Annotated in this window: 7 protein-coding genes; all 7 read right to left on the bottom strand. The window is 42.5% G+C overall.

The features are described from left to right. Positions 1–115: 115 nt before the first annotated feature. Genes CVS81_RS09130 through CVS81_RS09100 form a run of 7 tightly spaced genes read right to left on the bottom strand, consistent with a single transcriptional unit; the run spans position 116 to position 6,479 of the window. Complete coding sequence (locus CVS81_RS09130) at positions 116–538, bottom strand: heat-shock protein (protein WP_107965767.1); 423 nt, start codon at positions 536–538, stop codon at positions 116–118. Between the two features lie 39 nt (positions 539–577). Then, entirely contained in the window at positions 578–1,129 is a 552-nt protein-coding gene (locus CVS81_RS09125; RefSeq protein WP_021091297.1) for a 2-oxoacid:acceptor oxidoreductase family protein, read from the bottom strand. Then, entirely contained in the window at positions 1,126–1,971 is an 846-nt protein-coding gene (locus CVS81_RS09120; protein ID WP_107965766.1) for a 2-oxoglutarate ferredoxin oxidoreductase subunit beta, read from the bottom strand. Before CVS81_RS09120 ends, CVS81_RS09125 begins: the two co-directional genes overlap by 4 nt. Next, positions 1,961–3,091 carry a 2-oxoglutarate synthase subunit alpha gene (locus tag CVS81_RS09115; protein ID WP_107965765.1) on the bottom strand — a complete coding sequence of 377 codons (1,131 nt, stop codon included), beginning with the start codon at positions 3,089–3,091 and terminating at the stop codon, positions 1,961–1,963. Before CVS81_RS09115 ends, CVS81_RS09120 begins: the two co-directional genes overlap by 11 nt. Next, on the bottom strand, positions 3,088–3,399 hold the full coding sequence (locus CVS81_RS09110; protein WP_107965764.1) for a 4Fe-4S dicluster domain-containing protein: 312 nt from the start codon (positions 3,397–3,399) through the stop codon (positions 3,088–3,090). Before CVS81_RS09110 ends, CVS81_RS09115 begins: the two co-directional genes overlap by 4 nt. 8 nt (positions 3,400–3,407) lie before the next feature. Then, a complete protein-coding gene (locus CVS81_RS09105; protein WP_107965763.1) occupies positions 3,408–4,301 on the bottom strand; it encodes a lactate/malate family dehydrogenase in 894 nt (297 codons plus the stop codon). A gap of 3 nt (positions 4,302–4,304) precedes the next feature. Further along, positions 4,305–6,479 (bottom strand): NADP-dependent isocitrate dehydrogenase, encoded by a 2,175-nt coding sequence (locus CVS81_RS09100; RefSeq protein WP_107965762.1) that lies wholly within the window; start codon positions 6,477–6,479, stop codon positions 4,305–4,307. Between the last annotated feature and the right edge of the window lie 62 nt (positions 6,480–6,541).

Below are 6,541 nucleotides of genomic sequence, written 5' to 3'. Positions count from 1 at the left end.
ACGTATTTTTGAGGATATTACTTAAATATAAATAAATAATTAAAACTAATAAATTTAAATGGGTTAAAAATCGTATGATTATCAAAAATTATATAAATTTGTAAATTTTTAATAGTTAGAAAATAAAATAATAGATAGCTCCATAATGTCTAACCAAGACAATGAAGCTTAAATTTATATCAAATATCTCAATGTCATCAAGTGATGGATACCAGATATCGCTAAAAAATTTAAAAAGATCATCAAAGCGCAAAATATCAATGTTCTCAAATTTATTAAAATTTATGCAAATTTCATTTGGTGTGGTTATGCCAAGCTCGTTAAAAGCGGTCTTGAGATCAAAATTTTCTTCGTCCGCATTAAAGCCATCAAGCTTGCTAAATTTATCTATCTTAAAAAACTCATCTATATCATCTAGGCTAAATTTATGAAGTAAACTCTCTCTTATCTTTAAGCACTCATCAAGCGACAAGCTCCTAACGATCGGCATCTCAAAGCCATATTCTTTGCGGAAATTTTCTAGTTTTATCTGATCCATTTTGGGAGGTTTTGGCTAAATTTAAATTTAGCCAAAAATTTATTTCAAAAGCTCTTTTGCGTATTTTAGGCCTAGCTCGTAAGCTTTTGCGTTTGCTTCTTTGACCTTAGCTGGCACGCTTGCTAGCATCTCTTCACGCACTAAATTTTCGTCCATACATTTACTCATCGCCACAGCCACACCAAGAGCCACGACGCTTTGAGTAATGACATTACCGACCTCGTCTTTTGCGATAGAAATGATAGGAATTTCATAAATTTTCCAGCGCTTTTTGTCTTCATCACTTACTTTTACCAAATTTGGCTCAACAACGATCGCTCCGCCCTCTTTCACGCCGCTTTTAAAGGCGTTGTAGCTTATCTGCGCGGTAGCAAGCATAAAGTCTATCTCGCCCTCGTTTGCGTAAGGATATAAAATTTCTTTCTCATCAAGTATGATATCGACCTTCGTTGGACCGCCACGCACCTGAGATGTGTAGGTAGATGCCTTGACGCCGTATCCGCCTGCTTTTATCTTAGCAGCTGAGAGGATCTCGCCAGCTAGTATGACGCCCTGTCCGCCAACGCCGACAAATCTTAGTTGTGACTTCATGCTAGCTCCTCAAAATTTATCGCTTCATTGCTCATTGCAGCCCTTCTTACCTTGTTGTAAGCCTTGGTGTATTCGATCTTTTCTTCATCTTTGTGCAGCACGCCAAGTGGGAAAATGCCCTTTTTCTCCTCGTCACTTAGCATGTCAAATTTGACCTTGCTCGTCGTGCGGCCCTTTATCCACTCTAAATTTTTCACCGCCTCGCCCATTTTGTTTTTGCGACCTAAATTTATGTGGCAGTTTGAAAATACATCAAAAAAGCTGTATCCATCGTGGCTAAAGCCCTCTACAAAGAGCTTTGTAAGCTTCTCCGGCTCGATGACGCTTCCACGCGCAACAAAGCTAGCACCTGCGGCAGTTGCGAGCTTACAGGCATCAAAGCTAGGATCGATGTTGCCGTATTGCGCTGTGACCGTCCACATGCCCTTTGGCGTGGTTGGGCTGGTTTGCGAGTTGGTTAGCGCGTAGATGAAGTTGTTGATTAAGATGTGATTTAGCCCGATATTTCGGCGGCATCCGTGTATCGTGTGGTTGCCTCCGATCGCTAGTCCGTCGCCGTCGCCAGTTACCACGATGACGTGCTTGTCTGGGTTTGCCATCTTTACGCCAGTCGCGTAAGCTACGGCTCTGCCGTGAGTTGTGTGTATGGTGTTGCAGTCAAGATATCCGCTAAAACGGCCAGAGCAGCCTATGCCTGAGACCACGCAAACATCGTTCATATCCCAGCCCATGGTATCGATAGCGCGGATGAGCGCCTTTAGTATGACGCCGTCGCCACAGCCCCAGCACCAAAGAGTAGGCATTTTATCTGTTCGTAAATATTTATCGTAATTAAAAGCCATAAATTTCTCCTATCTTCGCCTCGATCTCGCTTGGGCTTATTGGTCTGCCGTTTGCTTTTAGCAGTTTTGCAAAGTCATCTCTTAAGATGATCTTTGAAATTTCACCACTATACTGGCCTAAATTTAGCTCGCAGACTAAAATTTTCTTAAATTTATCTGATATCTCTTTTAGCTTTTTAGCTGGAGCTGGAAAAAGTGTGAGTGGCTTAAATAGCCCTACTTTTAGCCCTTTTTCACGTAAATTTAATATCGCTTGTTTGGCTGAGAGAGCCACGCTACCAAAGGCGATGATGCAAATTTCAGCGTCATTTAGCATAAACTCTTCAAATTTCTCGCACTCATCAGTGTGTAAATTTATCTTATTAAACAGCCTATTCATCGAGTATTCAACGATCTTGCCATCTTCTGTTGGAAAGCCAGTTGCGCCGTGATGAAGCCCAGTTATATGGTAGTGATAGCCTTTAAAGAAAGGATTTAGCGTGGCTGACGCGTCTGGTGCCGCCTCGTATGGTTTATACTCTTTTGGCTCGCCACTAAATTCTTTTCTTTTATAAATTTCTAGCTCGCTAATCTCAGGCAAACTAACTCTTGCTTGCATGTGGCCTATCGTCTCATCAAGTAGCAGCATAACTGGCGTCATAAACCTAGCTGCAAGATTAAAGGCGCGCACGGTTTGCGTATAGCACTCCTCTAGGCTACTAGGCGCTAACACTATCATATTTACATCGCCATGAGTTGGGTTTTTAGCCTGCAAGATATCGCCTTGTGCGACGCGGGTAGGCAGACCAGTTGAAGGGCCACCGCGCATGACATTTACGATGACAAGCGGTATCTCAGCGATAAAGCCAAGGCCTATTTGCTCAGCCTTTAGTGAAATTCCAGGACCAGAACTTGCAGTCATCGCTTTAGCACCGCTCGCACTTGCACCAAGAGCTACTGAAATTCCAGCTATCTCATCTTCCATCTGTATAAATGTGCCGCCATGTTTTGGCAAAAGCACGCTTAACTCGTGGGCGATCTCGCTGCTTGGAGTGATAGGATATCCGCCAAAGAAGTTACAGCCACACTCGACCGCAGCCCTTGCTACTAGGGCATTTCCAGTTGATACTACCTCTCTCATGCGCTCTCTCCAAGTTTTGCAAATTTATTTGCCTTTACGGCTGCAGCTCGCTCTTTGCTTTCAGACGTTAGCTTTGCAAATTTAAAGCCTTTATCAGCCACATAAATGGCAAAATCAGGACAGTGAAGCTCACAGTCACGACATCCTATGCATGAGTCAGCATAGACCACCTCTATCATCTTGCCAAGCACCGCCTTTGGTTCAAGCCTCATACCTAGCACGCCTGCTGGGCAGTAGCTCACGCAGACATCACAGGCCTTACACCTGCTCTCATCGACCCAAACTGGGACATTTTCTTTTACGATCATATATCTTCCTACTCTAAGTTTTCTTTTAAAAATTTGATATTTTTTCTAATTTCAGCTTCACTTTTGTTTAGTTGCTCTTGCTCGTCTTCGTCTAAATTTAGCTCTAAAATTTCTTTTAAGCCATCACGTCCGAGCCTTACTAACCTGCCGCAACTTAGCTCATCGTCTATTAGCACGCTAGCGCTTATTATCTCATCGCTCTTACCAACGATCATCTCGCACATCTTCACAGCTGCGGCCGCTGGTGCGTAGTAAGCTGAAGTGCCAAGAAGCTTAACTATCTTTGCGCCACCTGTGCTTGTCTCTTTTTTAAGGGTTTCTAGCTCGGTATCGCTTAAATTTAGGTTGATATTTTCTTGAGCGACGATCATCTCGTCATTGTGAGCGCCGACGATCTTTGCTCTTAGCTTGCTAGCGTCTTTGTCTTTTAAAAGCGCTAGCTCATATCTGCACCTTGCGCTATCTAGCTCGCCAGCCATGCCGATCACTTTGTTTTTGCTAAAACCGCTAAATTTATGAGCCGTCCAGACCATCACATCAAGCGGATTTGTGACGACTATTATCACTGCGTTTTTGGCAAATTCAGCTATCTTTTGCGCTGTTTGCTTTACGACAACGGCGTTTTTAAGTAGCAGATCTTCTCTAGTTTGACCCTCTTTTCTTGGGCTTCCAGCTGTGACTATGACGATGTCACTGCCTTCAATGAGCACAAAATCATCGCCACCACAAACGCTTGTTTTTGCGTTAAAGACGCAGCTTGACTGCGCTAGATCGATCGCTTTTGCGCGCGCCACGTCGCCAAATATATCTACAAGCGCGATCTCATCGCAAAGCTCTCTCATACAAAGCGCATATGCTATGCTAGCACCGACGTTTCCAGCCCCAACTACACTTATTTTCATCTCTTATCCTATTATTTGATTTAAAATTTCACTTGGTCTCATGACCTCATTAGCTCTTGCTTCATCTAGCAGGTAGTATCCGCCAAATTCCACGCTTGAACCATCTTTTTCTCTGATCTGCTTTAGAATTTCGCTCTCGTTTTTTTCTAGCTCGTCTGCTAAATTTTTAAAAATTTTGCTTAAAATTCCACCGCTTTTTGCCATTTCTCTCGCCCAAAATAGCGCTAGATAAAAGTGCGACTCTCTGGTATCAAGAGTGGCATTTGGCGTTTTATTTTCGTCTAAATAGCTAGCAACAGCCCTATTTAGCGCGTCACTTAGCTCTTTTGCCTCTTTTTTTTGCCTAAAAAACGCTAGATGTTCAAGCGAAGCACTAAGCGCTAAAAACTCGCCCAGGCTGTCCCAAAGCAGGTGATTTCTCTCTTTTAGCTCTTTTACAAGCGTCGGAGCCGTCCCGCCAGCACCAGTCTCAAACATCGCTCCACCAGTAAGTAGTGGCACTACTGAGAGCATTTTTGAGCTGCCGCCTAGCTCAAATATCGGGAAAAGATCAGTTAGGTAGTCTCTTAAAACATTGCCAGTGACGCCTATGACGTTTTTGCCAGCTCTTATTGCTTCAAGCGATCTTTTAGTTGCTTGCTCGTAGTTTAAAATTTCAAATTTCACGCCAGCACTAGCAAATTTATCTCTAAATTTGTCAAATTTAGCTATCAAATTTCTATCGTGAGCACGGCTGCTATCTAGCCAAAATATAAGCTCATCTTTTGAAATTTCGCCTCTTTTTAAAGCAAGCTCAAACCACGCATTTATCGCATCTTCTTTTGCCTGCGTCATTCTAAAGATATCGCCCTTTTTGACGCTAAATTTAAAGACACTCTCGCCAGCTTCATCAAAAACAACAAATTCTCCGTCCTCTTTTGCGATAAAGGTCTTATCGTGACTGCCGTACTCCTCGGCCTTTTTAGCCATTAGCCCCACGTTTGCCACGCTGCCAATATTGCTCACATCAAGCGCGCCATGCTCCTTAAAGTCTGCCACGCAGGCCTCATAAACCCTAGCATAAGTCCTATCTGGGATCATACAAAGTGAGAAATTTAGCTCGCCGTCCTTATCTTTTACCTTGCCAGAGTTTCTAATGAGCGCAGGCACGGAGGCGTCGATGATGACGTCATTTGGCACGTCAAAGTTGCTAGCACTTTCATTTAGTGCCCAAATTTTTGCTTTTTTGCTCAAAATTTCATCAAATTTAGCCAAAATTTCATCTTTATTTTTAAGAGTTGAAATTTTAGAAAACATATCTTTTAAGCCATTTTTTGCCTCAACGCCGTGAGCCTTAAACTCTTCACCAAATAGCTCAAAAACCTCTTTAAAGTAGCTCTTTATCGCGTGTGCAAAGATGACTGGGTCGCTAACCTTCATCATCGTACATTTTAGATGCAAGCTAAGGGTCAAATTTTCTTTTAGCGCGCTCTCAAAACAGCTTTCATAAAATTTATCCAGCTCATCTGCGCTTAAATATGTAGCATCAACTATCTCGCCACTTTGGACGGCAAGCTCTTTTAAAAGCTCTTTTTTGCCATCTAAACTTATAAAATTTATATAAAATTTCTCATCTTTTTCTGCGATGATTGAGCGCTCATTTTCGTAAAAATCGCCCTTTTGCATGTAGCAAATTTTAGTTTTATTTGCCTTGTCCCAGTCGCCGTTGCTATGTGGGTGCTTTTTGGCAAATTCTTTAACCGGAGGCAAAACTCTTCTGTCTGAGTTTCCTTGTCTTAACACTGGATTAACAGCGCTACCAAGCACTTTTGCATATTTTTTAGCGACCTCTTCGTCGTAGTCTGTGATGATCTCGTCTGGATAAAATGGCACGTTTATGCCCTTGCTTCTAAGCTCATGGGTAGCCGCTTTTAGCTGAACGAGCGTGGCTGAGATGTTTGGCAGTTTTATGATATTTGCCTCTTTGTGCGCGGTTAGCTCACCCAAAAGCTCTAGCTCATCGGCCTTGTTTAGTCCAAGCTCTTTGCTAAAAAGAGATAAAATTCGCCCTGCTAGGCTTATGTCAGCCCTAGTTATACTAATGCCAGCGCGGGATAAAAAGCTCTTAACGATAGGAAAGAGAGAGTAGCTTGCAAATAGCGGTGCTTCGTCAGTTTTAGTCCAGATAATGTCACTCATTTTAGCCCTTTTGATTTTTTGAAATTTATCACGTTTTTTATTAAAGCTAGTTGTATTTTAGC

Source organism: Campylobacter concisus (genome assembly GCF_003049065.1).
Classification (GTDB): domain Bacteria; phylum Campylobacterota; class Campylobacteria; order Campylobacterales; family Campylobacteraceae; genus Campylobacter_A; species Campylobacter_A concisus_BE.
The sequence above is the reverse complement of the archived record's forward strand: the minus strand, read 5'-3'. Positions and strand labels throughout refer to the sequence as shown.